The sequence below is a fragment of the Xanthomonas sp. LF06-19 genome (genome assembly GCF_034105425.1).
In the GTDB taxonomy this organism is placed as follows: domain Bacteria; phylum Pseudomonadota; class Gammaproteobacteria; order Xanthomonadales; family Xanthomonadaceae; genus Xanthomonas_A; species Xanthomonas_A sontii.
In genome coordinates this window covers 212059-238215 of record NZ_JAXGGH010000008.1, presented here as the reverse complement: position 1 = coordinate 238215, position 26157 = coordinate 212059, and the positions used below count along the sequence as shown (strand labels likewise).

Genomic DNA, 26157 nt, shown 5'->3' with positions numbered 1-26157 from the left:
GCAACGCACGGCCATCCACGCGGATGGCCGTGCGCGTCTTCGCGGACCTTACTGCGGGCAACTCACGCCAACGGCGGCGAAGGCATTGCGCACCGCGGTTACCGAGCGGCTCAGGTCGCTCGCGGCGGTCTGCACGCCGCAGGCGCCGCTGTTGAAGCTGGTGCTGGGCGTCCAGTACAGCTGGTTGGCGCGAGCGAACACTTCGAAGGCGCTGCGCGTGTTCCAGCCGGAGGTGGTGGCCAGGGTGTAGAACGCCTTGTTGTAGACGCCCGAGGAGTAATGCACGTCCAGGCCGCTGCGGTAGTTGGCGGCGTTGTCGATCGAGCTGCCGTCCTGGGTCGGGGTGGCCATGTAGCGCAGCGCACCGTTGGCCTTGAAGATCTCGGTGCCGACCTTGAAGTCGTTCGTGCCCTTGAGGTAGTACTCGGTGGCCTCGCCGGCCATGTCCGAGAACGCCTCGTTGATGCCGCCGGACTGGCCGGAATAGGTGAGATTGGAATGCTGCTCGGTGAAGCCGTGCGAGACCTCGTGGCCGGCGACGTCGGCGCTGACCAGCGGATAGAACCGCGTGTTGCCGTCGCCGAAGTTCATCGTCGAACCGTTCCAGAACGCGTTCTCGTAGCGCGTGCCGTAATGCACGCGCATCACCAGCTGGAAGGTCAGCGGCGCCACGCCGACGTAGCTGCGGTACATCTTCTCGATCACGCCGCCGAAGTAGTGCGCGTCGTTGATCGGCGAGTAGGCGCCGTTGATGGCCTTGTAGGTGTTGCGTGGGCAGGTGAACTGGTACGCGGTGGTGCCGGAGCTGCCGCCGTTGAGGTTCACCGACTTGACGTTGCTGTTCTGCATGCGGCAGTTGTCGTCCACCTCCAGGAAGCCGTGGATGCTGTCGCTGCCGTATTCGTACTGGCCGGTCTTGGCGTTGCCGCCGGGGCCGGTGGCGTCGCGCGTGGTCAGCGCGTCCCACTGCTTGAGGATGGCGCCGCTGCGCGCATCCACGATCACGAACGGCCTGCTCGGCGCGCCGCCGTTCGGCGCATCGGCGAAGAACGACACCACGTAGGCCAGGTGCGCGCGGTCGCTGTCGTCGAGGTAGATCATCTGCGGCGCCTGCGCGCGTTCGATGCGGCGCTCGGCCTGGGCGGTGCCAAGCGCGACGCGCTGGGCCAGCAGCAACGCACGGTCGGCAGTCAGCGTGGCGCTGGGCGCATTGGCGGCAGTCGCCGGCAACTCGCTGGCCAGCCCAGCCACCGAGCGGCCGAACAGGCTGCGCACGCTGCCGTCGGCGCGCTCGCTGACGATCACTTGCTCGCCCCATACCGGAATGCCGCGGAAAGTCTGCTGGTAGCGGCGGTGCACGGTGCCGTCGGCATCTTCGCTGCTGCCGAGCAGGGTCAGCGCGGACTCGGCGTCCAGCCCGATCAGTTCAGCATGGCGCACCGCGGCCGCGGCCGGTATGCCGCCGACGCGCGCGGCGGCGCTGCGGTACTGGGTACCGAGCGTGTCCGGGTTCTTGGCGTGCAGATCCACGCGTTGCGCGGCGCTGGCGGAGGTGGCGGCGAGCGCAATCAGCAGGGAGGGCAGCAGCACCGACGGACGATGATGACGTGGCAGAGTCATGAGCGGAATCCTCGAACGCAAGAAGGAAGGGCGCGCCGTCGCGGCAGCGGAGCGGCCGTGGCGCGATGCGTGGCATGACGTTCAGGGCAGTGCGGCCGATCGGCGCAGTGCCTCCCCCTGTGCAGCGACCATAACGGCGGCGTCGCGTCGCGTGGTAGACAGGTTGCGTTCAGGGTTTTTGCATCGAGCAGATGCGGTATCGCCGTCGCTGCGACGTGTGACGCGCAATCGCGCCAAGCGGTTCGCCATCACGGTGCATGCAGGTCGGCGGATGTGCACCGAATGCATGCGAAGCGATCGCAGCACCAATGCCGGACCGCCGGTAGCACTTGGTCCCTGCACTGTGGGAGGGGCTTAAGCCCCGCCGCGCTGTGCAGGAATTGCTCGGGAGAGCATCCCGTAGTGTGTAGAAGACTGCAGAGACCACGCGCGCCTCTGCGTGGCCTCCGCGGCATCCAATGCAGAACGGCCTCAATCGCGGTGCTTTTAGTTCGTCGCGTCGGGACTGAAGTCCCTCCCACACGGGACGCATCTGCTGTACCTGGTGCGCAGATGCACCGTCTGGTTCTATGCAGATCGGCTGATGTGCACCGAATGCATGCGGAGTGATCGGCAGCACTAATCCCGGACCGCCGGTAGCGCTTGGTCACTGCCCTGTGGGAGGGGCTTCAGCCCCGACGCGCTGTGCTGGAATTGCTCGGGAGAGCATCCCGAAGTGTGTAGAAGACCGTAGAGAACACGCGCCCCTCTATGTCGCCGCTGAGGCCTGCGCTGCAGAACGGGCTCAATCCCAATGCCTTTAGTTCTTCGCGTCGGGACTGAAGTCCCTCCCACAATGGGGGTGCATACCACCATGGCGGTGCATCTACTGCGTCAGCGCAGCAGATGCACCGTCTGGCGTCAGGCAGGTCGGCCGATCTGCAAGACGGCCGGCGCTCAGCCCGGCAGCGCCAGGTCGTCGATCATCGCGCGCAGGAAGCGCGCCGCTTCGCCGCCGGTGCAGGCGCGGTGGTCGAAGCTCAGCGACAGCGGCAGGATCTTGTGCGTTTCCACGCCGCCCATCACCGGCACCAGTTGGTGGCGAGCACGGCCGGCGGCGACGATGGCCACGCACGGCGGCACCACGATCGGGGTGGCGTAGCGGCCGGCGAACATGCCGAAGTTGGACAGCGAGATGGTGTAGCCGCTCAGCTCCGAGGCCGGAATGCTGCGCGCCTCCACCTGCTGGCGCAGGCGGTTGATGCCTTCGCGCACGCCGCGCGCATCGAGCATGTCGGCGTTGCGCAAGGCCGGCACGAACAGGCCGTCGTCGGTGTCCACGGCGATGCCGATGTCCACGTGCGCGTGCAGGGTGCGGGTCAGCGCCTCGCCGTCGAACCAGGCGTTGAGCGCCGGCACCGCCTGACAGGCGGCGACGATCGCGCGCACCAGGCGCCCGGTGGTGTCGTTGCCCGGCATCCATGCGTGCAGGTCGGCATCGTCGTTGAGCGTGGTCAGCACCACCTGGCGCTGCGCCTCGGCCATCACCCGCGCCATGTTGCGGCGCACGCCTTTCAGCGGCTCGGGCTGGCCCTGCACGGCCACGCCCGGCGGCTGGGTGCGCATCGGCTTGCCGGCGGCGGAGAGCGGGGTGCGCGCAGGTGCGGCTTGGGATGTGCGGGCCGGCGCAGGAGCGGCTTCAGCCGCGACGGCAGGGCTCCGTGCAGTCGCGGCCGAAGCCGTTCCTGCAGCGGCGCCGGCTTTCGCCGAACCATCGGCCGCGGCCTGCTTGACGTCGGCCAGGGTGACTGCGCCGTCGGCGCCGCTGGCACGCACGCGGCCCAGGTCCACGCCCAGCTTCTTGGCCAGGGCGCGCACCGCCGGCATCGCGCGCACGCCGCCGACCGACACGGCCTGCTCGCTGTGCACGGTGTTGGAGCTCTGCATCGCGCCGACCACGGTGCCGGCATCGTCGCGCTCGCCCGCGGCCTGCGCGTTGTCGGCGTCGTGCAGTTCGCCGCCGTCGTCGGAGGCGACCACGCGGTCGTCGGCCGCAGCGGTGTCCGCGCCGGCGCCCTTGCCGGACGCGGCCGGCGCCGCGCCGCCATGGTGATGGCCGGTGTCCTGGCCTTCGGCGCGCTGCGGCAGGTTCGGGTCGGGCGCGAACTGCGCCAGCATGCTGCCGGTGACGACGATGTCGCCCGGCGCGCCGGCCAGCTTCAGCACCTTGCCGGAGACCGGCGAGGGCACTTCGACCACCGCCTTGGCGGTTTCCATCGACACCAGCGGCTCGTCCAGCCGGATGGTGTCGCCTTCCTTGACGAACCACTCGACGATGGTCGCGTCGGGCAGGCCTTCGCCCAGGTCGGGCAGATTGAAATTCTTGGTTTGGCTCATGTGGTCTCTTCCAGCAGTTCCAGGTCGCGTGCCGGCAGCCAGCCCTGCGTGCCGTCGGCGCGCTCGGCCCACCACCAGTCGCCGTATTCGTGATGCAGGACGACGGTGTCGCCCTGCGCGGCATCGAGTTCGCGCGCGTCGTAGTCGCGCATCGCCACGGCATGGCCGTCGCCGGTCGGCTGCAGCCAGGCCAGCGGCGCCCAGCCGGCGCTGCCGGCGGTGCCGGTGATCCAGACGAACGCCGGCCACTCTTCGTCGCGCACGCCCAGCGCGACCCGCTCGCCGGCGGCGATGCGGATCGGATGCGGATAGGCGGCGCGGTAATCGCTGATCAAACGTGCCTGCATATCAACCCGCGGCCATCGCCCGCTTGGCCGCGGCGACGATCTTGTCGGTGCTCGGCAGGTACTTCATTTCCAGCCGGAACAGCGGGATGTGGGTGTCGTAGCCGGTCACGCGCTGCACTGGCGCGACCAGGTCGTACATCGACTGCTCGGCCAGGCGCGCGGCGATCTCGGCGCCGAAGCCGGCGCTGCGCGGGGCTTCCTGCACGATCACGCAGCGGCCGGTGCGCGCCACCGACTCGGCGATGGTGTCGAAGTCCAGCGGGCGCAGCGTGGCCACGTCGATCACTTCGGCGCTGATGCCGTCGGCGGCGAGGCGGTCGGCGGCCTCCAGCGCTTCCTTGACCTGCGCGCCCCAGGCGACCAGGGTCACGTCGGTGCCGTCGCGCAGCACGAAGCACACGTCCAGCGGCAGCGCCTCGCCATCGTCGGCGACCACTTCCTTGTACTGCCGGTAGATGCGCTTGGGTTCCATGTAGATCACCGGATCCGGCTCGCGGATCGCCGCCAGCAGCAGGCCGTAGGCGCGCTGCGGCGAGGACGGCAGCACCACGCGCAGGCCCGGCACGTTGGTGAAGATGGATTCGTTGGCTTCGCTGTGGTGCTCCGGCGCGCGGATGCCGCCGCCCCACGGCACGCGCAGCACCATCGGGCAGTGCAGGCGGCCACGCGTACGGGTACGCAGGCGCGCGGCGTGGCAGATCAGGTGATCGACCATCGGATAGACGAAGCCGTCGAACTGCGCCTCGGCCACCGGCTTCATGCCCTGCGCGGCGAGGCCGACGCTGAGCCCGGCGATGGTGGTCTCGTCCAGCGGGGTGTCGAGCACGCGCTGCGCGCCGAAGCGCTGCTGCAGGCCGGCGGTGGCGCGGAACACGCCGCCGTTGACGCCCACGTCCTCGCCCAGCACCAGGACCGACGGGTCGTGCTGCAGTTCCCAGGCCAGCGCCTGGGTCACCGCTTCGATCAGGGTAATGGGCGTGCTGGTCATCGGGCTGTCTCCGCGCGCGGTGGCGGCGCTGTGGGCGGTGCCGGCCGCAGGCGCGGCCGTGTGATCGGCGAGGCGGGGGCTCAACTCATCCATGGCGCTGCTCCAGGGCGATGGCCTCGGCGCGCTGCGCGAGCAGGTCCGGCGGCGGGTCGGCGTACAGGTAATCGAACATGGCTTCCACCGGCTGCACCGGGGTTTCCAGGTAGGCGTTGAGTTCGATGTCGGCCAGGCGCGCGCATTCCTGCTTCCACGCCGCTTCCTCTTCCTCGCTCCACAGGCCCTGCGCGCTCAGCCAGGTGCGCAGGCGCAGCAGCGGCTCGCGTTCCCAGGCCTGCTTGACCTCGGCGTCGTCGCGGTAGCGGCGCGCGTCGTCGGCGGTGGTGTGGTCGGACAGGCGGTAGGTCATGAACTCGATCACCGTGCCGCCCTGGCCAGCCAGCGCGCGCTCGCGCGCCTGGCGCATCGCTTCGAGCACGGCGATCAGGTCGTTGCCGTCCACCTGCAGGCAGTGCAGGCCGCCGGCCAGGCCCTTCTGCGCCAGCGTCTGCGCGCCGGTCTGCGCGTTGCGCGGCACCGAGATCGCCCAGCCGTTGTTGATCACGCACAGGATCAACGGCAGCTGGTAGGCGCCGGCGGAGTTGAGCGCGGCGTAGAAGTCGGTCTTGGACGAGCCGCCGTCGCCGCAGGTGGCCACCGCCACCTGGGGTTCGCCGCGCAGCTTGAACGCCAGCGCGGCGCCGGCGGCGTGCAGGCACTGGGTGGAGATCGGCACGCAGATCGGGAAGTCGCGGGCGGCGTCGGAATCGCGCTGGAAGTCGCTGCCGCGCTCGTCGCCGCCCCAGTACAGCAGGATCTCGCGCGGACGCACGCCGCGCATGAACATGGCGCCGTACTCGCGGTAGCTGGGCGCCAGCACGTCGCCGCGGCGCATCGACGCGCCGATGCCGATGTGGGTGGCCTCGTGGCCCAGGCAGGAGGCGTAGGTGCCCAGCTTGCCGGTGCGCTGCAGGGCCACCGCCTTGCTGTCGAAGGTGCGCACGTAGAGCATCTGCTTGAACAGCGCCAGCAGCGTCTGCGGGTTGGCCGAGTCGGCCGGAAGCGCGTCGCGGACCGGCTGGCCGCCCGCGTCGAGGTACTGCAGGAACTCAATTTCGAACTGGGCGGCGATGCTCATGGCGATGGCGCTCTCGACAACAAGTTTCAAATGATATGAGTCGGCATGTTAAGGAAGCCGTGCACAAAAGCCGTCGTGCACCGCAGCACGCGGCGATGCCGTATCGCACAAGAAAAGCGTGGTCGCGCCGCGTTGCCGATTGATGGCGTTGGGTATCGCCGATGTTGCACTGCGATGCATGCCGTTCATGTGCGCGTGGGTGTCCACCGGTGGCGGTGGTACATGCCAGCGGTGCGGTGCGCGCGCTGGAGGCGAGGGTGTCGGACAAGGACAGAAGGCGCACGCGTGCAGCAGCAGCGCAAGGGCATCGCGCATCGCCCGCCACGCACCCTCAAGCCGCATGGACGTCGCCTCGTAACAGCGGCTTCAGCCGCGACGGGCGTTACCGGGAATCCCCCATCGAGGCTGACGCCGCTCCTGCGCGATAGCGCTTTCGGCAGCGCGTGATCGGCGCCGGGTGGCGTTGCCCCAAGCAAAAAGGGCGTGGCCTTGCGGCCACGCCCTTTCGTCTGCACCGCTTGCCGCGATCAGCGGCCGAACAGGCGCAGCCCCTCCACGCGGGTGCTCAAGCGCGCGCTGTTGTCGCTCGGGTCGGCATCGGCCGAGGTCGAGCCGGCGCTGGCGCCGATCACGATCTGGCGATCGGCCGGCAGCGGCCGTGTCGCCAGGCTCAGGCGGAATGCGGCGCTGGCGCCCGGCGCCAGGTCGGCGCCGCTGCGGCACTGGAAGCGCGCGCTGCGCAGGCCGTGGTTCTGCCGCACGCACTGCCAGCCGCGCGGCGGCACCAGCGCGGTGAGCGCCGACAAGGTGCTGCCGTCGATCTCCAGGCTGGCGCCCTGCACCGGCGCATTGCCGTGGTTGCGCACGTCGATGCGGTAGTCGGCGAAGAAGGCGAAGAACGGCAGGGTGGCCGGGCCGTCGATCGACACCGCCAGGTCGCCGGCCGGACGCGCCTGCACCGCCACCGTGGCGCCGCCGCCGTTGTCGCCGGGGTTGGGGTCCTCGGTCTGCGAGGCCACCGACGCGGCCAGGCTCAGGCTGCGCCCGACCAGGGCGGTGCCGGCCGGCACCGCCACCTCGAAGCGCGGCGTGGTGCCGGCGGCGAACTGCGCGGTGCTGCAGGTGACCACGGTCTGCGCAGCCACCTCCGGCGCGGCGCAGTCCCAGCTCGGGGCGGCGGTCACGCTCGGGGCCACCGCCGCGTCCAGGGCGAAGGCGACTGCCGCCGCACGCGCCGCGTCCGGACCGGCGTTGGCCAGTTCCACGCTGTAGCGGATGGTGTCGTCGGCATAGACGGACGCGTTGGCGGCGCTCACGCGCAGGCTCAGGTCGGCGCGCTCCAGCGGCTTGAGCTTGATCAGCACCACCGCCGGGTCGTGGTCGGACAGCCGCGCCGGCGAGTTGGCGTCGTTGCGGGCCACGGCCGGGAAGTCGGCGTTGAGCCGCGCATGGGCTTCGCTGAGACCGGCGATCTGCGCCGAGCGCATCAGCGCACGGTTGGCCAGGATGTGGTCCAGCGACTGCACGTTGCCGTCGTAGGCGTAGGAGTAGCTCTGGTCCGGCGTCGACAGCAGGGTCAGGTTGTACAGCGCCGGATCGACCAGGGTGGCGCCGTCGCCGCCGACCACGGTCTGCGCGTCGGGCGCCGGCAGGCCGGTGATGGTGCCCATCGCATCGACGTAGCCGTCGTTGAACTCGAAGGCGTTGAAGTCGCCCATCACCAGCAACTGCTCGGTCGGATCGGCGGCCTGACGCGCCTGCAGCAGGTTGGCCAGGAACACCGCCTGCGCCTGGCGCTTGGCGCGGATGCGCTGGCCGCTGGCGTCGTCGGTCTCGGCGCCGTTGAGCGAACGCTGGTGCACCTCGACCACGGTCAGCGGCAGCGCACGGCCGTCGGCGAAATGCACCACCGCCTTCAGCAGCAGCGGCGGGCGGTCGTTGAGCAGGCTGACGGTGCCGCTCGGCTCGGTCCAGGTGGCGGCCTTGCCTTCCTGGCTCACCGAGACCACCTCGACGCGGGCGATGCCGGCGCCGACCTGCGCGGTCTTGACCAGGAAGCCGACGTCGATGCCGCCCACGTCGTTGCCTTCCTGCAGGTAGGCCACGTACTGCGGATCGGGCTGGCCGGCGGCCACCGCGTCGCGGTTGACCCGGTCGGCCAGGGTCTGCAGCACGCTCAGGTTCTCGATCTCCACCGTGCCGAGGATGTCGGGGGTGTTGAGGTAGTTGCGGATCGCCAGCGAGGCCTTGTTGAGGCGCGCCTGGTAGGCGGCCGCGGTCAGCACCGGTTCGCCGATCGCCGGATCGTTCTGGTCGTCGAAGAAGCGCTCCATGTTGTAGGTGGCGATGTTGACGTCGTCGGCCTGCGGCGCGGGGGCGGCCTTGGGCTGGTCGGCGCCGTCGCACTGCACGGTGGGCGCGGTTTCCGGGTAGATGGTGTAGCGGCGGAAGCTGTAGTCCAGCGGGCCGCTGACGCCGAGCACGGTGCAGCCGGCGGCCACGTCGATGCGCTGGCCGCCGAGGCCGGCGCTGCCGACCGCGATCACCTGCGGGCTGGTGTTCCAGCGCGGCACGTCGGCCGGCGAGCCGGCCGGCAGCGCGTCGGGCTGCTGCACGCCGGCGGTGCGCCAGGCGCGCGGCAGTCCGGTGACCACGGCATGGAACACGCCATTGCTGGTGGCGCTGGCGTTGGTCTCGTTGACGTTGCCCAGGGTCGGCGTGTTGACGGTCAGGCTGGGCACGGTGACGCGCATGCCTTCCAGGCGCTCGAGCTGGTCGTAGGCGCCGTTCGGGTCGGGGAAACGGGTGGTCAGCTCGACCGCGGCCGGCAGCGGATTGCCGGTGGACTGCAGCAGCACCGTCGGCGAGGTCAGTTCGGTCAGCGGCGGCTGGCTGGGGTCGGTGCTGGGCACGTATTCGACCACCGTGGCCTGCACCCGCACCGAATTGCCCACCGCGGCCTCGGCCGGCGGCGCGCTGCCGGTGTAGACATAGATGCCCTCGGAGGTGAGCGGGTCGGCGTCGGCCTGGGCGTCGGGCGTCTGCAGGAAGAAGCCGGCGCTGCGCCGCGCGGTGACGATGCCGCTGGTGGCGACCACCTGGCCGACCAGCGGCGAGCGCGCGCCGCTGCCCTGGATGCTGTGGATCGGCACCAGGTTGAAGTCGTCGTTGAGGATCACTCCACTGGCGGTCAGCGTGGACGGCAGCGCACCGCTGACGCCGGTGATGTCGAGGTAGAAGGTCTCGTCGGGTTCGTTGCTGGTGTCGCCGTTGACCAGCACGCGCACCTCGGCGCTGCTTTCGCCGGCCGGGATGGTCACCTGGGTCGCGGCCAGTGCCTGGTAGTCGCTGCCGGCAGTGGCGGTGCCGTCGCGGGTGGCGACGGTGAAAGTCACACCGGCGCTACCGGCCGGCTGGCTCAGCGTCACCGTGAACACGAATGCGCTGCTTCCGCTGTCGCCTTCGGCGCGGCTGACGTTGGCCACGCTGGCCACCGGCTGGTTGCCGCCGCCGCACAGGCTGACCGGCGCGGCGCTGTTGCGCGGGGTCGGCGCGCCGGTGGCGAAGTCGGCGTTGTTGTTGTCGCTGTCGGTGCAGCCGCCGTTGCCGCGCAGCACCGCCAGGGTGTTGCTGGGCGCGGCGGTCGGGGCGCTGCCCTCGGCGCAGCTGGCGCTGCTGCCGTAGCCGACGAAGTCGGCGTTGCCGGCCGGGCAGGCGCCGCTCAGCGCGGCGCTGCTCTTGCTCAGCGCGATCTTGCCGGCGCTGCCGCTCATGGCGATGGTGCCGGTGGCGTCGGGCGTGGGCAGCGCGGTGCTGCCGCCGCTGCCGTCGGCCTGTTTGACCAGGTAGTAGCCGCCCGGCGCGATGCTGCCGCTGAGCGTGGTGACCTGCCAGCTGCTGCCGGCGGCCGAGGCGTACTGCACCGACCAGCCGGCCAGGCTCACCGCCTCGCTGCCGTTGTTGTGCAATTCGACGAAATCGCTTTTGTAGGTGGCGCCGCTGTTGCCGCCACCGCCATAGACCTGGCTGATGACCACCTGGGCCTGGGCGTACCCGGCACAACCCAGCGCGCACGACAACACTGCAGCTCGAAGCAGCATGGTTCGCATGAACAAGATCTCCCCAATCCTTGAAGACGTGGACTTAAGAGTGGCGAACGAAACGTAGCGAGCAGTCGCCAGGTGGGTGCGGACGGCGCGGAGGAACCGCAGTGTACGAGTGGTACATGAGGATTCCGAGCACCGTCCGCGCCCGCCTGGTGGCTGCGCAGTAGTTTGGTTTGCCGCTCTTACGCAGATAACGTGACGGCGCCCCCCAGGCGCCGCCGACGATTGTGCCGGAGTTTGTCAGCCGGTGCTGACGAATGTGTGACATTCGTCGCTGCGGTACCCTTGCCGGCCCGGAACGCCCACGCCGCCCATGCCCGTCGAACAGAACCAGCGCCCGCTCGAAGCCGGCATCCACACCGACCTGGAAGGCCGCCTGACCTACGGCGGCTACCTGCGCCTGGACCGGCTGCTGTCGGCGCAGCAGCCGCTGTCGAACCCCCCGCACCACGACGAACTGCTGTTCATCGTCCAGCACCAGACCTCGGAACTGTGGCTGAAGCTGCTGGCGCACGAGCTGGGCGCGGCGATCGCGCACCTGCAGCGCGACCAGGTGTGGCAGTGCCGCAAGGTGCTGGCGCGCAGCAAGCAGGTGCTGCGCCTGCTGACCGAGCAGTGGTCGGTGCTGGAGACCCTGACCCCGTCCGAGTACATGGGCTTCCGCGACGTGCTGGGTCCGTCCTCCGGCTTCCAGTCGCTGCAGTACCGCACCATCGAATTCATGCTCGGCAACAAGAACGCGCAGATGCTGCCGGTGTTCGACCACGACCCGCAGGGCCAGGCGGCGCTGCAGGCGGTGCTGGAGGCGCCCAGCCTGTACGAGGAGTTCCTGCGCTACCTGGCCCGCTTCGGCCACGCGGTGCCGGCGCCGTACCACGCCCGCGACTGGCGCCAGCCGCACGTCAGCGACCCGCTGCTGCGCCCGGTGTTCGAGCGCATCTACGAGAACACCGACCGCTACTGGCGCGAGTACGCGCTGTGCGAGGACCTGGTGGACCTGGAGACCCAGTTCCAGCTGTGGCGCTTCCGCCACATGCGCACGGTGATGCGGGTGATCGGCTTCAAGCGCGGCACCGGCGGCTCCAGCGGCGTCGGCTTCCTGCAGCAGGCGCTGGCGCTGACCTTCTTTCCGGAGCTGTTCGAGGTGCGGACCTCGGTGGGGCTGGAGAGCCGGGACCCGGGACTCGGGACCCGGGACCCGGGTGGGGCGTCGCAAGCGCCGTAGTGGAGCGCGCGGGCAGGCGCCGCTCGGCCTTGCTGCGCTGCGTCGTGGTCGGAGGCGTTGGTCTTTCCGCGTGGCGCGCCGCGCGGAGGCTGGCGTACCGCATGCGCACATCGCCTTCTCGCCCGGAATCCCTGGCCTTCGAGCGCCCGCCTTTCCGGGTCCCGGGCTCCGGGTCCCGAGTCCCGGCCCCACCACGCATTTGACGCCACGCCGTCGCTCGGTGATCCTCGCCCGTTGCCCGGCCTGGCCGGACGCACCGCCCCAGCCCATCCTGAATACGCAAGGGAACACCGCATGAGCGTTGACGTCGTCGCGTCGAATCACCCCGCCTCACCGCAGCCGCCGTCAGCGCAACCGCCCGAATTCAAGACCCTGCTGGGGCATCCGCGTCCGCTGTGGATGCTGTTCATGACCGAGTTCTGGGAGCGCTTCGCGTTCTACGGCATTCGCTGGGCGCTGGTGCTGTACATCGTGGCGCAGTTCCATGGCGGCCAGGGTTCGGGCCAGGCCGCGGCCAGCGCCACCTACGGCGCCTACCTGGCACTGGTGTACGCGGCGGCGATCTTCGGCGGCTACATCGCCGACCGGGTGCTCGGCTACCAGCGCTCGATCCTGGTCGGTGCGGCGGTGATGTCCACCGGCCTGTTCCTGATCTCCGTGCCCAACCCGCAGATCTTCGAACTGGGCCTGGCCACCGTGGTGGTCGGCAACGGCCTGTTCAAACCCAACATTTCGACCATGGTCGGCAAGCTGTACAGCGCCGCCGATCCGCGCCGCGACAGCGGCTTCACCATCTTCTACATGGGCATCAACCTGGGCGCGATGATCGCGCCGTGGCTGACCCAGCAGCTGGCCGAGAAGGTGTTCGGCACCGAAGCGATGCCGTCCTACAAGATGGTGTTCATCGCCTCGGGCATCGGCATGCTGATCAGCCTGGTGTGGTTCTGGTTCGGCCGCCGCCAGCTCAAGGGCATCGGTGCGCCGTTGCCGGGCGGTGCCGGCGGCATGCGCGTGGTCTACGTGTTGCTGGGCATGATGGTGGCGGTCCCGGTGGTGTACCTGGCGCTGGCCGCCGGCGCCGAAGTGCTGCAGTGGATCCTCAGCACCATGTTCGTGGCCCTGGCGATCATGTTGCTGGTGGAAGGCATCCGCAACGGCAAGGTCGCGCGCGACAAGGTCATCGCGATGCTGATCATCTTCGCCTTCAACGTGCTGTTCTGGATGTTCTTCGAGCAGGCCGGCAGTTCCTTCACCTTCCTCGCCGACGAGATCGTCAACCGCCAGTTCGGCGACTGGACCTTCCCGACCGCGTGGTTCCAGTCGGTCAACTCGCTGGCGATCATCACCCTGGCGCCGGTCATCGCCTGGATCTGGGTCAAGGCCGGCCGCTTCAATCCCTCGATCTCGCGCAAGTTCGCGCTCGGCCTGGTGTTCAACGGCCTGGCCTTCCTGCTGCTGATGTTCGCGCTGTCGAGCCTGGTCAACGACGCCGGCAAGATCCCGTTCTGGACCCTGTTCATGGTCTACGTCATCCAGTCGGTGGGCGAGCTGTGCCTGTCGCCGATCGGGCTGTCGATGGTGACCAAGCTGGCGCCGGTGCGGCTGGTCGGCTTCGGCATGGGCGGCTGGTTCCTGTCCACCGGCATCGGCAACAACCTGTCCGGCATCTTCGCCAGCCATGTCAGCGGCGAAGGCGGCATGACCGTGTCGTCCGCGCTGGGCGGGTATACCTTCGGCTTCTGGGCGCTGCTGGGCGCCGGCGTGGTGCTGTTCCTGATCGCGCCGCTGATCAGCAAGCTGATGCACGGTGTGAAGTAACCTGAGGACGACGCAATGGCGATGAACAAGACGATCTGCGCTGCCCTGGCGGCGATGCTGGCGCTGAGCGCGTGCGGGCAGACCGCGGCGCCGCCCGACGCGCAGGCGCCGGCCAAGCCGCTGGACACCTCGGTGCAGAAGCCGCCGGTGGCCGACCCCAACCAGCCGGTGGCCTCGGGCAATACCCCGGCCGCCGCCGACGTGGCCGCGGCCAAGGCCCTGGGCGCGCAGTTCGATCCGCAGCGCAATCCGGCCGACGACCTGGACACCGCCATGGTCGAGGCCAAGCGCGGCGGCAAGCGCATCCTGCTCGACGTGGGCAACGAGGCGTGCGACTGGTGCCACACCCTGGACAACTTCATCGAGGGCGATGCGGAACTGCGCAGCTTCCGCGACGCCAACTTCGTCTGGGTCAAGGTCAACGTCAGCGACGCCAACAAGAACGAGGCGTTCATGGCGCAGTACCCGAAGATCGTCGACTTCCCGCACCTGCTGGTGCTCGACGCCGACGGCAAGCTGCTGCACTCGCAGGTGCTCGCCGACCTGCAGAAGGGCAAGGACTACGATCGCAGGAAGTTCTCGGACTTCCTCAAGGAATGGGCGCCGCCCAAGGCCTGAGCGGTCGCGAAGCGCAGTTCTCGTAGGAGCGGGTCTTGTCCCTTTTGTGGGATCAGCCGCGACCGGGCTTCCAAGGAATGCCCGGTCGCGGATGAAGCCGCTCCTGCGGTGTTCGAGGCCCCGGTGTCACGGGCCCCGGCGCCTCAGCGCCCGGTCATGCTCGGCAGGCCCTCGGCCGCCAGGCGGTCGATCAGCCGGTTCAGCAGCCGCTGCTCGTCCTCGCTGAAGGGCGCCAGCAGGCGCCGTTCGCATTCCAGCACCATCGGCGCCACCACCTGGTACACCTCCACCCCGGCCGCGGTCAGGTGCAGCACCGAGCGGCGGCGGTCGTCGCCGTGGGTCTCGCGCTGGATGAAGCCGCGCTCCAGCTGCCGCGCCACCGCCCGGCTCACCGCCACCTTGTCCATCGCGGTGCGCTCGGAGACCTCGCCGGCCGACAGCCCCGGATACAGCGCCAGCACCGCCATCACCCGCCACTCGGTCACCGCCATGCCGTAGCGCTCGCCGTAGACGCGGGCGATGTTGCTGCTGATGCGGTTGGACAGCACGCTGATCCGGTACGGCAGGAACCGTTCCAGATCCAGGGAGGGCGAGTCGGGCGTCGGGGCGGGCGTGGCGATCGTCATGCTGCATTGCACCTTGCTGGTGGTTTCACTTGTAACTATAACGGAGGATACTACGGTCCATTCTCGCGAGTCTGGCGCCCGTCCGCATCCGAAATTTCGGCCCGGCCGCCGCGACTCCCCCCTCCAGGAGACGCGTCATGAATGCACAAGCGCAGCATCCGTCGCAGCCGACCAACCTCGGCATGCAGGTCACCACCTTCGAGAACCCGATGGGCATCGACGGTTTCGAGTTCGTGGAATTCGCCGCGCCGACCGGGCAGGGCGAGCAGTTGCACGCGTACTTCCGCAGCATGGGCTTCACCGCGGTGCTGCGCCATCGCCAGCGCGCGATCACCGTGTACCGCCAGGGCGGGGTCAACTTCCTGGTCAACGAGGAGCCGGACTCCTTCGCCGCCGATTTCGCTGCCGCGCACGGCCCCTGCGCCTGCGGCTTCGCGATCCGCTTCCGGCACCCGGCCGACGAGGTGTTCGCCAAGGTGCTGGAGAACGGCGGCGAAGCGATCGCCGACAAGGCCGACACCCGCGCGGTGCCGGCGCCGGTGGTCAAGGGCATCGGCGACTGCATGCTGTACCTGGTCGACCAGTACGGCGAGAAGGGCTCGGTGTACACCGAGTTCGAGCCGGTGCCCGGTGCCGAGCAGCATCCGGCCGGTTTCGGCCTGACCTTCATCGACCACCTGACCCACAACCTGTACTTCGGCAATATGCAGCGCTGGTCGGACTACTACGAGCGCCTGTTCAACTTCCGCGAGATCCGCTACTTCGACATCAAGGGCGCCAAGACCGGGCTGGTGTCCAAGGCGATGACCGCGCCGGACGGCGTGGTGCGCATCCCGCTCAACGAATCGTCCGATCCGAAGAGCCAGATCAACGAGTACCTGGACGCCTACCGCGGCGAAGGCATCCAGCACATCGCCTGCTTCACCGACGACATCTACGAGACCGTCGAGCGCATGCGCGCGGCCGGTGTCGAGTTCCTGGACACGCCGGACACCTACTTCGAGGTGATCGACCAGCGCATCCCCAATCACGGCGAGGACGTGGCGCGGCTGGCGCGCAACAAGATCCTGATCGACGCCGACCTGGAGACCAAGCAGCGCAAGCTGCTGCAGATCTTCACCCAGAACTGCATCGGCCCGATCTTCTTCGAGATCATCCAGCGCAAGGGCAACGAAGGCTTCGGCGAAGGCAACTTCCAGGCGCTGTTCGAGAGCATCGAGCGCGACCAGATGAAGCGCGGCGTGCTCTGAGGGCAGATGCTGACAGCGCAGCGCGGAGAGTTCGGACAGCGGCATTAGCCCCTCTCCCATCGGCGACCGAAGGAAGTCCCTGTGGGAGAGAGGGGTTGGGGTGAGGGTACGGTGGGGTCATGACGATCAAACCGCCACTACCCACATCGACACTGGCACACGCACGCCACCTACGTCGCACCATGACCGACGCCGAGCGCGCACTATGGCGTTGTCTGAGAAGCGGACAGTTGCAAGGTGCCAAGTTCCGGCGTCAGTACCCGATCCCACCGTATGTCGCAGATTTCTGTTGTGTGGCGGCAAAGCTGATTGTCGAAATCGACGGCGCGCAACATACCGAACCATGCGATGCCACAAGAACGCGTTGGCTGGCATCGCAAGGCTGGCGGGTCATGCGCTTCTGGAACAATGACGTACTGCTTTCGATCGATGCCGTGATCCAGGTGATTTGCGACGCCACTGGGTCGCCGTACCCTCACCCCAACCCCTCTCCCGGTGGGAGAGGGGCTTGATATCCAAGGCTCAAGCATATGCATGACCATCATCGCTACATGTCCGGCTTCGGCAACGAATTCGCCACCGAGGCGGTGCCCGGCGCGTTGCCGGTCGGGCAGAACTCGCCGCAGCGCGTGGCCCACGGCCTGTACGCCGAGCAGTTGTCGGGCACCGCGTTCACCGCGCCGCGCGGCGCCAACCGGCGCAGCTGGCTGTATCGCATTCGGCCGGCGGTGATGCACGGCGGCTTCGTCGCTTACGACCGTGCCGGCGCGTTCCACAACGACTTCCAGCGCGGTCAGGTGCCGCCGGACCAGTTGCGCTGGAGCCCGTTGCCGCTGCCGGAGACGCCGGTGGACTTCGTCGACGGCCTGTACACGATGGCTGGCAACGGCTCGGCCGAAGCGCAACATGGCGTGGCGGTGCACCTGTATGCGGCCAACGCGTCGATGCAGGGCCGTTTCTTCTACAACGCCGATGCGGAACTGCTGTTGGTCCCGCAGCTCGGGCAACTGCGCCTGTGCACCGAACTGGGCACGCTGGAAGTGGCCCCGCAGGAGATCGCGGTGATCCCGCGCGGGGTGCGCTTCCGCGTGGAACTGCCCGACGGCCCCGCGCGCGGCTACGTGTGCGAGAACTTCGGCGGCCTGCTGCGGCTGCCCGACCTGGGGCCGATCGGCGCCAACGGCCTGGCCAACCCACGCGATTTCCTCACGCCGGTCGCCGCCTACGAGGAAGACGAGGGCGAGTTCGCACTGATCGCCAAGTTCCAGGGCCATCTGTGGCGCGCGCCGATCGGGCATTCGCCGCTGGACGTGGTCGCCTGGCACGGCAACTACGCGCCGTACAAGTACGACCTGCGCCGCTTCAACACCATCGGCTCGATCAGTTTCGACCATCCCGATCCCAGCATCTTCACCGTGCTGACCGCGCCCAGTGACACGCCCGGCACCGCCAACATGGATTTCGCGATCTTCCCGCCGCGCTGGTTGGTGGCGCAGCACACCTTCCGGCCGCCGTGGTTCCACCGCAACGTGGCCAGCGAGTTCATGGGCCTGGTGCACGGCGTCTACGATGCCAAGGCCGACGGCTTCGCCCCGGGCGGCGCGTCGCTGCACAACTGCATGAGCGGGCACGGCCCGGATGCGGCCACCTTCGACAAGGCCTCGCAGGCCGACCTGTCGCGGCCGGACGTCATCGCCGACACCATGGCCTTCATGTTCGAGACCCGTGCGGTGCTGCGCCCGACCGCACAGGCGCTGGACGCCGCGCATCGCCAGCGCGACTACCAGCAGTGCTGGCAGGGCCTGCGCCGGCACTTCCGCGCGCCCTGAGCGGGCGCCGGCGCGGCCGCGTCGCTCAGGCTGCTGCCGGGACTGCCGCTGCGACGCACGGCGGCGCTGCCCGTCAGGCGGCCTCCGCCGCCGCCGTCAGCGCGCCGTGCAGCGATGCCGGCAGGATCTCCAACACGCGCTCGCGGATGCGCTGCGCGTAGCGCTCGGAGGTCATCTCCGGCATGGCGCGCAGCGCCAGCGCGATCGCGCGCAGGGTGTCCTGCTCCTCGCGCGCGGCGCGCAACTGCAGCTGCAGGGCAGGCGAGGCCGGATGCCGCTGCAGTTGCAGCAGGTCCAGCAGATACATGCGTGCATTGAGCAGGGCGCGACGCGGGTCGGCCGGTGGTGGTGGCGCGCTCGCGGCCACCGTTGCGGCGGCGACGCTGCGCCCATCGTCCAGGTAGCCCTGCTCCAGCAGCCCCTGCACGATCGCATCGGCGCCGCGGCCGCCCAGCGTGGCCAGTTCCTCGACGCTGCGCTGGCCGTCGGCCAGGATCAACACGCGTCGCTGGCGCATGTCCAGCGGCGCATCGTGCGATTGCAGTGCCGCAAGGGCGAGGGCGGTCTTGCGCGGGTGCATGGCGGCGGGGTCGGTAGGCGCGCAGCGTGGCGCAGTGCGGTGAAATGCCGATGACAGGGGCGATGCGTCGGCGTGTCAGTGCCGGCAAGCGGCACGCCGTCGACGTGGTCGAACGCCTGGTCCGGGACGCGGTGCTCGGCCGCGCATGCCTGGCAGTGGGTCGCCGCTGCCGTGCAGGGCGAGGGCATGCACGCTAGCCTATGCGCTGGTCCAGCGAGGAAGTGCGATGAAGCCGATTCAACCAGGCGTGGCGGTGTTGCTGCTCGCGCTCGCCGCCTGCGACCGGCAGCCGCCCGCGCCGCCGTCCGCGCCTCCCGCACCGTCTGCGCCGGCGCAGGCGCAGACCGCGGCACCCGCCACGGCCGACGACGGCGCCTTGCCGCCGCCGGACATCGACCAGCCCGATAGCGACGTGCCGCCGGCACAGGCGCCGGCCTCGGCGCTGCCGCCGGAACTCGCCGCGGACGACCGGCGACTGGCCCGCATCGATGGCTATGGCGACCTGCGCCTGGGCATGCCGGCGGCGCAGGCACGCGCCGCCTGGGGCGGCGAGCTCGACGGCCAGCCCAGCGCCGGCAGCAGCTGCTACGTGCTGCGTCCGCGCTGGGCCAAGGGCAACCACCGGTTCGGCCTGATGATCGAAGGCGACAAGTTGGTGCGCTACGACGTGCGCACCCCCAAGGAGACCGCGCCCGGCGGCGGCAAGGTCGGCATGGACCTGGCGCAACTGCGCGCGCTGTACGCCGGTCGCGTGGAAGAGCAGCCGCACAAGTACGTCGAAGGCGCCAAGATGCTGCGCGTGCGCGGCGAGTCCGGCCAGCCTGGCGTGCTGGTGTTCGAGACCGACGCAGCCGGCAAGGCCGTCGCCTGGCGCGTGGGCCTGCCGCCGCAGGTGGATTACGTGGAAGGGTGTGGCTGAGAAGCCGGGAATAGGGAATCGGGAGTGGGGAATGGGAAGAGCATGAGGGTCGAGTGACTGAGGCAACTGGTGCCGCTTTCGCCTCAGTGGCGCATGACCGCTCTTTGCTCCTCGCTTTTCCGATTCCCCATTCTCTATTCCCGATTCCCGGCCGTCAGGCCACCCGCAGCTGCCGCCGCTCGCGCCGCCGCGCGCGCCGCGCGTACCAGCGTTCGCGCAGGCAGGAGAAGATCACGTACAGCGCCGGGGTGCTGAGCAGGGTCAGGCTCTGCGAGATCAGCAGGCCGCCGATCATCGCGATGCCGAGCGGGCGGCGCAGCTCCGAGCCTTCGCCCAGGCCCACCGCCAGCGGCACCGCGGCCAGGATCGCCACCATCGTGGTCATCATGATCGGGCGGAAGCGCACGATGCAGGCTTCGCGCGCGGCCTCCAGCGGGGTCTTGCCGTGCTCGCGCTCGGCGACCAGGGCGAAGTCGATCATCATGATCGCGTTCTTCTTGACGATGCCGATCAGCAGCACCAGCGCGATCATCGAGATCACCGACAGCTCGGTGCCGGTGACCCACAGCGCCAGCAGCGCGCCCATGCCGGCGGCCGGCAGCGTGGAGAGAATGGTCACCGGGTGCACCAGGCTCTCGTAGAGCATGCCCAGCACGATGTAGACCACCACGATCGCGGCCAGCACCAGCACCAGCATCGAGTTCGGCTGCAGCTGCACGCCGAAGCCGCCGCCGTCGGCGATGCGGATGTCGCCGGGCATGCGCAGCCCGGCCACGGTGGCGGCGATGATCGCATCGCCCTCGCCGGTGCTCACGCCTGGCGCCAGGTTGTAGCTCAGGTCCATGGTCGTGTACTGGTTCATGTGCGTGATCTGCGACGGCGCCAGACCCGGCACCTGATGCGCCACCGCGGTCAGCGGGATCATCGTGCCGTTGCGGTTGGGCACGTAGATGCGGTTCAGCGCCGCCGGCGTGGCGGTCTGGTCCGGCAGCGCGTTGACCACCACGCTGTACTGGTTGAGGTCGGAGTAGATGGTGGAGATCTGGCGCTGGCCGAACGCGCCGTACAGCGCGCCGTCGATGGCGCCGATCGACACGCCCAGGCGCGCGGCCAGGGCGCGGTCGATCACGATGTTCTGGCGCAGGCCGGCGTTGTCCACGTCGGTGCCGACGTCGCGCAGCTTGGGGTTCTGCTTCAGGGCGGCCTGCAGCTTGGGCAGCCATTCCTGCAACTGCGCGTTGTCGTTGCCCTGCAGCGAGACGCGGTACTGCGCGCCCTGGCTGGTGCCGCCGCCACCGTCGCTGGGCAGGTCCTGGATCGCGCGCAGGCGCAACTGCAGGTCGGGGTAGCGGTCGGCCTTGGCGCTGAGCCGCGCCAGCACCTGCGCGGTGGTATCGGTGCGGCCTTCGTCGCGGCGCTTGAGCTCGATGTTGAAGCTGGCGCTGGAGCCCTGGCGGCTGCTGCCCAGGCGCGCACCGACGATCTTCACCGCAGGGTCGGACATAAGCATGTCGGTGATGCGGCGCTGGCGGTTGACCATGTCGGCGAAGGACACGGTGGCGCTGGAGGTGGCGCGGCCCCAGATCAGGCCGGTGTCCTGCGCCGGGAACGAGCCCTTCTTGACCGCGCCGGCCAGGAACACCGTGGCCGCGATCAGCAGCAGCGGGGTCAGCGCCAGCAACAGCGCGTGGCGCAGCGAGAAGTCCAGGGCCACGGTGTACACGCGCAGCATGCGCTCGTGCATGCGCTCCAGCCAGGCGCCGAAGCGGCCGGGTTGCTCCGGCTCGGCGTGCGCGGACAGGAAGCGGCTGCACAGCGCCGGGGTCAGCGTCAGCGAGACCACCGCCGAGACGCAGATCGCCGCGACCAGGGTGACGGTGAACTCGCGGAAGAACACCCCGATCATGCCGCTGGCGAACAGGATCGGAATGAATACCGCCACCAGCGAGGCGGTGATCGAGACGATGGTGAAGCCGATCTCGCGCGCGCCGGCCAGCGCCGCGTCCAGCCGCGACATGCCCTCGTCGAGGTGGCGCATGATGTTCTCGATGACCACGATCGCATCGTCGACGACGAAGCCGATCGCGATCACCAGCGCCAGCAGGCTCAGGTTGTTGAGGGTGAAGCCCATGACGTACATCGCCAGCGCCGCGCCGGCCAGCGACAGCGGCACGGTGGCCGCGGCGATCAGCGTGGGCGCCAGCCGGCGCAGGAACAGCGCCATGGTCAGCACCACCATCGCCAGGCTGATCATCAGCGTGGCCTGCACCTCGTTGAGCGAGGCGCGGATGGTCGGGGTACGGTCGAAGTACGCCGTCATCTTCGTGCCCGGCTGCAGGTAGGTGCGCAGCATCGGGATCTCGGCCTTGACCCGGTCCACCGTCTCCACAATGTTGGCGCCGGCGCGGGTGAACACATACATCACCACCGCCGGCTTGCCGCCGAACCAGGCCGCCTGGTAAGCGTCCTGCTGGCCGTCGTAGACGTTGGCGATGTCGCGCAGGCGCACCGCGCGGCCCTGTTGCTGGCTGATCACCACCTGGCCGAAGTCGGCGGCCTTGGCCACCGCGTCGTTGGCGACGATGGCCGTGGTGGTGGCGCCGTCGCTGAGGAAGCCGGTGGGCGAGGTGACGTTGGCCGCGCGCACCGCATTGCGCAGGTCGTCCGGGGTCAGGCCCATGGCGTTGAGCGCGCGCAGGTTCACGTCCACCCGCACCGCCGGCGTGGAAGCGCCGCCGATGTCCACCGAGGCCACGCCGGTGATCTGGCGCAGGCGCTGCGCGAGCAGCGAATCGGCGACGTTGTACAGCTCGTCGGCCGACTGCGTGTCCGAGGTCAGGGCGATGGCGATGACCGGATCGTCGTTGGGATTGGCCTTCTGGTAGCGCGGCGTGGCCAGGCCGGAGGGCAGGTCGGCCTGCGCGGCGTTGATCGCGGTCTGCACGTCCTGCGCCGCCGAATCGATGTTGCGGCTGCTCTGGAACACCATGAACACCTGGCTGTTCCCCTCCGAGCTGGAGGAGCGCATGGTGTCGATGCCGGGCACCTGGCCCAGGTGCCGCTCCAGCGGCGCGGTGACCGTGGCGGCCATGGTCGAGGCATCGGCGCCGGCCTGGCTGGCCTGCACGAAGATCACCGGGATCGAGATGTTCGGCAGCGCCGCCACGCCCAGGCGCAGGTAGCACATCATGCCGATCACGAACAGGCCGATGGCCAGCAGCGCGGTGCCGATGGGACGGCGGATGAAGGGCGCGGAGATGTTCATGGGGCCGGGAATGGGGAATGGGGAATCGGGAATCGCAGTACGCGCCCGGTGTCAGTCTTTCGAGGATCCGGCATGGAGTGAACGAGTCGGCAGCGCGCGGACTCGGCGCTTTCCGATTCCCCATTCCCCATTCCCCAATCCCGGCCCCTCACGCCCTTCCCTCCGCCGCCGTCGCCTGCCGTGCCGCACGCCGCTCGCGCCAGCGACGCACGCGCTCGGAGGCGCGTTCCATGTACAGGTAGATCACCGGGGTGGTGTACAGGGTGACCAGCTGCGACAGCAGCAGGCCGCCGACGATGGAGATGCCGAGCGGGCGGCGCAGTTCCGAGCCGATGCCGTCGCCCAGCGCCAGCGGCAGTGCGCCCAGCATCGCCGCGGCGGTGGTCATCATGATCGGGCGGAAACGCAGCAGGCAGGCGCGGCGGATCGCGTCGTGGGCGTTGGCGCCCTCGCGGCGCGCGTCGATCGCGAAGTCGATCATCATGATCGCGTTCTTCTTGACGATGCCGATGAGCAGCACGATGCCGACGATGCCGTCCACCGACAGGCTCAGTCCGCACAGCATCAGCGCCAGCAGCGCGCCGACGCCGGCCGGCGGCAGCGTGGAGATGATCGTCAGCGGGTGGATGTAGCTCTCGTACAGCACGCCCAGCACGATGTAGATCAGCACCACCGAGGCCAGCAGCAACCACACCACGTCGGTCTGGCTGCCGGTGAACTCGGCGGCCTTGCCGATGAACTCGGCATGCAGCTGCGGCGGCAACTGCAACTGCGCGCGGGTTTCCTCGATCGCCGCCACCGCCTGCGACAGCGAGTAGCCCTGCGCCAGGTTGAACGACACGGTGACCGCCGGCAGCTGCTGCTGGTGGCTGACCACCAGCGGCGTGGTCGACTGCTTGGCCTCGGCCACCGCCGCCAGCGGCACGGTGCCGCCACTGCCGACGGTGATGCCGGTGTTCTGCGCGCCGATGCCGGTGGCGGTGGAGGAGTTGCTGGAGGTGGTCTGGCCGAAGCTGGTGGCGTTGCTGGCGGTCAGCGCGCCGCTGCCGTTGCTGGCCACCGCCAACTGGTTGAGCAGCGCGGTGCTGGTGCGGAACTCCGGCGCCACTTCCAGCACCACGCGGTACTGGTTGAGCTGGGTGAAGATGGTGGAGATCTGGCGCTGGCCGAAGGCGTCGTACAGCGTGTCGTCGATGGTCTGCATCGGCACGCCGAGGGTGCTGGCCTTCTCGCGGTCCACGTGCAGTTCCAGCGCACGGCCCTGGTTGGCCAGGTTGTTGTCCACGTCGGCCAGTTCCGGGCGCTTGCGCAGCGCCTCGGTCAGGCGCGTGGCCTGGGTCGCCAGTTCGGCGCTGTCCACGTCCGAGAGCGAGTACTGGTACTCGGTGGCGGCCACGCGGGTGTCCAGGGTCACGTCCTGCACCGGCTTCAGGTACAGCGCCACGCCGGGCAGCCCGGCCACCGCCTTCTGCAGCCGCGGCAGCAGGTCTTCCAGGCTGTCGCGGTCGCTGCGCGGCTTCAGCACGATGCTGAGCTGGCCCTGGTTGAGGGTGGGGTTCATCGAGCCGGCGCCGATGAAGGCGGCCACGCCGGTCACCGCCGGGTCGCGCCGCAGCGCCTCGGCTACCGCCTGGGTGCGTTGCTCCATCTGCGGGAACGCCACGTTCTGGTCGGCCTGGACCACACCGGTGATCAGCCCGGTGTCCTGCTCGGGAAGCAGACCCTTGGGGATCACCACGTACAGCAGCACGGTCAGCACCATGGTCGCCAGCGCCACCAGCAGGGTGAGCTTCTGGTGGCCCAGCACCCAGTCCAGGCTGCGCTCGTACACGCCCACGGTGCGCGACCACAGCGTGGTCTTGCCGGCCGCCGCGGTGCGCTCGTGCGCGTCCTCGCCCTCGGGCAGGGCGTCGGGCTTGAGCAAGTAGGCGCACATCATCGGCGTCAGCGTCAGCGACACCAGCATCGAGATCACCACCGCGATGCTCAGCACCCAGGCGAACTCGTGGAACAGGCGGCCGGTGACGCCGGGCATCAGGATCAGCGGCAGGAACACCGCCACCAGCGACACGGTCAGCGACAGCACGGTGAAGCCGATCTGGCGCGCGCCGATCTCCGCGGCCTCGCGGCCGCTCTTGCCCTGCTCGATGTAGCGCACGATGTTCTCGATCATCACGATCGCATCGTCGACCACGAAGCCGGTGGCCACCACCAGCGCCATCAGCGACAGGTTGTCCAGCGACATGCCGGCGAAGGCCATCACCGCGAAGGTGCCGGCCAGCGACAGCGGCACCGCCACCGACGGAATCACCGTGGCCCACAGCCGGCGCAGGAACACGAAGATCACCGCCACCACCAGGCCGATGGTCAGGATCAGGGTGAACTTGACCTCGTGCACCGAGGCGCGAATGGTCTCGGTGCGGTCGGAGAACACGTCCAGGTGCACGCCGGCCGGCAGCACGCCCTGCAGCTGCGGCAGGATCGCGCGGATCTGCTCCACCGTCTGCACGATGTTGGCGCCGGGCTGGCGGCGCACTTCCAGCAGCACCGCCGGCTTGCCGTCGGCCCAGGCGGCGAGCTGGTCGTTCTCCACCCCGTCCACCACCTTGGCCACGTCCGACAGCCGCACCGGCGCGCCGTTGCGGTAGCTGATCACGGTGTCGCGGTACTCGGCGGCGCTGGACAGCTGGTCGTTGGTGCCGATGCTGTAGGACTGGGTCTTGCCGTTGAGCGAGCCCTTCGGCGCGTTGACGTTGGTCTGGGTCAGCGCGCTGCGCAGCGCCTCCAGGGTCAGGCCCATGTTCGACAGCTGCGCCGGATTGACCTGGATGCGCACCGCCGGGCGCACGTTGCCGGCGATCGACACCAGGCCCACGCCCGGCACCTGCGACAGGCGCTGGGCCAGGATCGAGTCGGCGTAGTTGTTGACCTCGCGCAGCGGCAGCGTGTCGGAGCTGAGCTTGAGGGTGAGGATCGCCGCGTCGGCCGGGTTCACCCGGTTGTAGACCGGCTGGTAGGGCAGCGAGGAGGGCAGGGTGGACTGGCGGATCGCCGCCTGCACGTCCTGCGCGGCGATGTCGATGTCGCGGTCCATCGCGAACTGCAGCACGATCGTGGACAGGCCGGCCGACGAGTCGGAGGTCATCATCTGCAGCCCGGAGATCTGCCCGAGCTGGCGCTCCAGCGGCGTGGTCACCAGCGAGGCCATGGTGCTGGCGTTGGCGCCGGGATACTGCGTGGTCACCACCAGGCTGGGCGCGTCGATTTCCGGCAGCGCCGACACCGGCAGCTGCCGGTAGCCGAGGATGCCGAGCAGCAGCACGCCTGCCATCAGCAAGGTGGTGGCGATCGGGCGGCGGATGAAGATCGTCGAAAAGCCCACGGGGAAGATCCTTGCTGGTGAGAGTCCGGCGCGG

At 69.4% G+C, this 26157-nt stretch carries 17 protein-coding genes and 1 other RNA gene; 7 read left to right on the top strand and 11 right to left on the bottom strand.

The window, feature by feature from the left end:
- Positions 1-48: 48 nt before the first annotated feature.
- The 7 genes from SLW55_RS16675 to SLW55_RS16645 all read right to left on the bottom strand — a co-directional run bounded on the left by SLW55_RS16675 (position 49) and on the right by SLW55_RS16645 (position 10732).
- Positions 49-1620, bottom strand: a complete 1572-nt coding sequence (locus SLW55_RS16675) for a M4 family metallopeptidase (protein WP_267092896.1) — start codon at positions 1618-1620, stop codon at positions 49-51.
- A 936-nt stretch (positions 1621-2556) separates the two neighbouring features.
- Positions 2557-3996 carry a dihydrolipoamide acetyltransferase family protein gene (locus SLW55_RS16670; RefSeq protein ID WP_320745425.1) on the bottom strand — a complete coding sequence of 480 codons (1440 nt, stop codon included), beginning with the start codon at positions 3994-3996 and terminating at the stop codon, positions 2557-2559.
- Positions 3993-4343 carry an SH3 domain-containing protein gene (locus tag SLW55_RS16665; RefSeq protein WP_017910228.1) on the bottom strand — a complete coding sequence of 117 codons (351 nt, stop codon included), beginning with the start codon at positions 4341-4343 and terminating at the stop codon, positions 3993-3995. Before SLW55_RS16665 ends, SLW55_RS16670 begins: the two co-directional genes overlap by 4 nt.
- Position 4344: 1 nt before the next feature.
- Positions 4345-5424 carry an alpha-ketoacid dehydrogenase subunit beta gene (locus tag SLW55_RS16660; RefSeq protein WP_043094489.1) on the bottom strand — a complete coding sequence of 360 codons (1080 nt, stop codon included), beginning with the start codon at positions 5422-5424 and terminating at the stop codon, positions 4345-4347.
- Complete coding sequence (gene pdhA, locus SLW55_RS16655; RefSeq protein ID WP_017916506.1) at positions 5417-6505, bottom strand: pyruvate dehydrogenase (acetyl-transferring) E1 component subunit alpha; 1089 nt, start codon at positions 6503-6505, stop codon at positions 5417-5419. The genes SLW55_RS16660 and pdhA overlap by 8 nt, the downstream gene beginning before the upstream one ends.
- 527 nt (positions 6506-7032) lie before the next feature.
- Positions 7033-10614 carry a lamin tail domain-containing protein gene (locus SLW55_RS16650; protein ID WP_320745424.1) on the bottom strand — a complete coding sequence of 1194 codons (3582 nt, stop codon included), beginning with the start codon at positions 10612-10614 and terminating at the stop codon, positions 7033-7035.
- A gap of 42 nt (positions 10615-10656) precedes the next feature.
- A non-coding RNA gene (locus SLW55_RS16645) (sX9 sRNA) lies at positions 10657-10732 on the bottom strand.
- Between the two features lie 192 nt (positions 10733-10924).
- Here SLW55_RS16645 and SLW55_RS16640 point away from each other — a divergent pair.
- The 3 genes from SLW55_RS16640 to SLW55_RS16630 all read left to right on the top strand — a co-directional run bounded on the left by SLW55_RS16640 (position 10925) and on the right by SLW55_RS16630 (position 14272).
- Positions 10925-11836: a tryptophan 2,3-dioxygenase family protein gene (locus SLW55_RS16640; RefSeq protein ID WP_152236756.1), complete on the top strand. Its 912-nt coding sequence runs from the start codon at positions 10925-10927 to the stop codon at positions 11834-11836.
- A 294-nt stretch (positions 11837-12130) separates the two neighbouring features.
- Positions 12131-13654, top strand: a complete 1524-nt coding sequence (locus SLW55_RS16635; RefSeq protein ID WP_320745423.1) for an oligopeptide:H+ symporter — start codon at positions 12131-12133, stop codon at positions 13652-13654.
- 15 nt (positions 13655-13669) lie between these two features.
- Complete coding sequence (locus SLW55_RS16630) at positions 13670-14272, top strand: thioredoxin family protein (protein ID WP_320745422.1); 603 nt, start codon at positions 13670-13672, stop codon at positions 14270-14272.
- Positions 14273-14415: 143 nt separating this feature from the next.
- On the opposite strand, the gene SLW55_RS16625 is transcribed toward SLW55_RS16630, so the two are convergent.
- On the bottom strand, positions 14416-14898 hold the full coding sequence (locus SLW55_RS16625; protein ID WP_010341302.1) for a MarR family winged helix-turn-helix transcriptional regulator: 483 nt from the start codon (positions 14896-14898) through the stop codon (positions 14416-14418).
- 182 nt (positions 14899-15080) lie between these two features.
- Here SLW55_RS16625 and hppD point away from each other — a divergent pair, with 182 nt between their 5' ends.
- The 3 genes from hppD to hmgA all read left to right on the top strand — a co-directional run bounded on the left by hppD (position 15081) and on the right by hmgA (position 17977).
- A complete protein-coding gene (hppD, locus tag SLW55_RS16620; protein ID WP_152236777.1) occupies positions 15081-16148 on the top strand; it encodes a 4-hydroxyphenylpyruvate dioxygenase in 1068 nt (355 codons plus the stop codon).
- Positions 16149-16267: 119 nt separating this feature from the next.
- Positions 16268-16660 carry an endonuclease domain-containing protein gene (locus SLW55_RS16615; RefSeq protein WP_152236753.1) on the top strand — a complete coding sequence of 131 codons (393 nt, stop codon included), beginning with the start codon at positions 16268-16270 and terminating at the stop codon, positions 16658-16660.
- An 18-nt stretch (positions 16661-16678) separates the two neighbouring features.
- Positions 16679-17977 (top strand): homogentisate 1,2-dioxygenase, encoded by a 1299-nt coding sequence (gene hmgA / locus SLW55_RS16610; RefSeq protein ID WP_295964160.1) that lies wholly within the window; start codon positions 16679-16681, stop codon positions 17975-17977.
- Between the two features lie 73 nt (positions 17978-18050).
- On the opposite strand, the gene SLW55_RS16605 is transcribed toward hmgA, so the two are convergent.
- The gene (locus SLW55_RS16605; RefSeq protein WP_267097846.1) at positions 18051-18557 is read right to left on the bottom strand and encodes a hypothetical protein; all 507 of its coding nucleotides are present in this window, start codon (positions 18555-18557) and stop codon (positions 18051-18053) included.
- A gap of 226 nt (positions 18558-18783) precedes the next feature.
- Between SLW55_RS16605 and SLW55_RS16600 the strand changes: the two genes are divergently transcribed.
- Entirely contained in the window at positions 18784-19476 is a 693-nt protein-coding gene (locus tag SLW55_RS16600) for a lectin (RefSeq protein ID WP_267100594.1), read from the top strand.
- A 154-nt stretch (positions 19477-19630) separates the two neighbouring features.
- Here the strand turns inward: SLW55_RS16600 and SLW55_RS16595 are convergent, their stop codons facing one another.
- Both SLW55_RS16595 and SLW55_RS16590 read right to left on the bottom strand, forming a co-directional pair.
- A complete protein-coding gene (locus SLW55_RS16595; protein WP_267100593.1) occupies positions 19631-22741 on the bottom strand; it encodes an efflux RND transporter permease subunit in 3111 nt (1036 codons plus the stop codon).
- A gap of 148 nt (positions 22742-22889) precedes the next feature.
- On the bottom strand, positions 22890-26123 hold the full coding sequence (locus SLW55_RS16590; RefSeq protein ID WP_043094504.1) for an efflux RND transporter permease subunit: 3234 nt from the start codon (positions 26121-26123) through the stop codon (positions 22890-22892).
- Between the last annotated feature and the right edge of the window lie 34 nt (positions 26124-26157).